Here is a 1,415-nt window from a genome sequence, read left to right on the forward strand (position 1 = left end):
CTTTTTTTACATAAGTAAATGTATATGGTGGCCGGGACACTACACCAGGAGAATTGCGCTTAGTGTGAACTCGAATCCTTTCGGATTACTTTGAATCCTTACGGATTCCTCTATAATAACTGTAATGGGGTACCGGTTCGAGCCTTCGTCTCTCACCTTTAAAGCTTCAAAGAGGGAGTAAGACAATAAAGCCTAATTCAAATCACCTACTGCGTCTACATCTCTAAAGTATTTCACGTAAGGAGAATCTCATAACTCCCTCTAATTCACATTTAATACTATCCCCCATTACTGCTATTATAGAATCCGAAGAACTCTTCGTAATTACAATTTTCTAAAATTTCCCTTTAGCACACCTCAGCAAAATGAGTGAATAAGAAAATTACGAATAGTTTCAGCGGTGGGACCGGAAGGACAGGGTGTGTGCTGAGACGGATTGTTATAAAAATTGGGCAACAAAAAAGGCACCGGAATCGGTGCCTGTAGGACTGGGGTAGCTGGATTCGAACCAACGAATGACGGAGTCAAAGTCCGTTGCCTTACCGCTTGGCTATACCCCAATAATGGTGGAGGAGAGTGGATTCGAACCACTGAACCCTAAGGAACGGATTTACAGTCCGTCGCGTTTAGCCACTTCGCTACTCCTCCATGGTGGCGCGGGACAGAATCGAACTGCCGACACATGGAGCTTCAATCCATTGCTCTACCAACTGAGCTACCGAGCCAAACGGTTCCGACGGGAATCGAACCCGCGATCTCCTGCGTGACAGGCAGGCATGTTAACCCCTACACCACGGAACCATATTTTTGGGAATGGAGGTTAACGGGATCGAACCGCTGACCCCCTGCTTGTAAGGCAGGTGCTCTCCCAGCTGAGCTAAACCTCCATAATATTTGAAAAGCGTGGCAACGTCCTACCCTCACAGGGGGAAACCCCCAACTACTATCGGCGCTAAGAAGCTTAACTTCTGTGTTCGAGATGGGAACAGGTGTATCCTTCTTGCCATCGTCACCACACTTCTCTCTTGAAAAAGCTCTCGCTCTCTCAAAACTGAATCTATATCCAAATTCTTCCTTCATCCACCTTCAACCTTGGTTAAGTCCTCGACCGATTAGTACTAGTCCGCTCCATACCTCACGGTACTTCCACTCCTAGCCTATCTACCTGATCGTCTCTCAGGGGTCTTACTCATTTAAAATGATGGGAAATCTCATCTCGAGGGGGGCTTCACGCTTAGATGCTTTCAGCGTTTATCCCGTCCACACATAGCTACCCAGCGATGCTCTTGGCAGAACAACTGGTACACCAGCGGTGTGTCCATCCCGGTCCTCTCGTACTAAGGACAGCTCCTCTCAAATTTCCAACGCCCGCGACGGATAGGGACCGAACTGTCTCACGACGTTCTGAACCCAGC

The 1,415-nt window shown here is 47.8% G+C and carries 5 tRNA genes and 2 rRNA genes; all 7 read right to left on the reverse strand.

Features of this window, described 5'->3' with window-relative positions:
- Window positions 1-488: 488 nt before the first annotated feature.
- Window positions 489-560, reverse strand: a tRNA-Gln gene (locus tag KH109_RS09655).
- Between the two features lie 4 nt (window positions 561-564).
- Window positions 565-648: transfer RNA gene (locus KH109_RS09660), tRNA-Tyr, on the reverse strand.
- A gap of 1 nt (window position 649) precedes the next feature.
- Window positions 650-725: transfer RNA gene (locus KH109_RS09665), tRNA-Phe, on the reverse strand.
- Between the two features lie 3 nt (window positions 726-728).
- Window positions 729-801, reverse strand: a tRNA-Asp gene (locus KH109_RS09670).
- A gap of 13 nt (window positions 802-814) precedes the next feature.
- Window positions 815-887 (reverse strand) — tRNA-Val (locus KH109_RS09675).
- A 14-nt stretch (window positions 888-901) separates the two neighbouring features.
- A 5S ribosomal RNA gene (gene rrf / locus KH109_RS09680) occupies window positions 902-1,017 on the reverse strand.
- Between the two features lie 75 nt (window positions 1,018-1,092).
- Window positions 1,093-1,415, reverse strand: a 23S ribosomal RNA gene (locus KH109_RS09685); the annotation flags it as partial.

It is taken from the genome of Veillonella sp., assembly GCF_018381775.1.
In the GTDB taxonomy this organism is placed as follows: Bacteria; Bacillota; Negativicutes; order Veillonellales; family Veillonellaceae; genus Veillonella.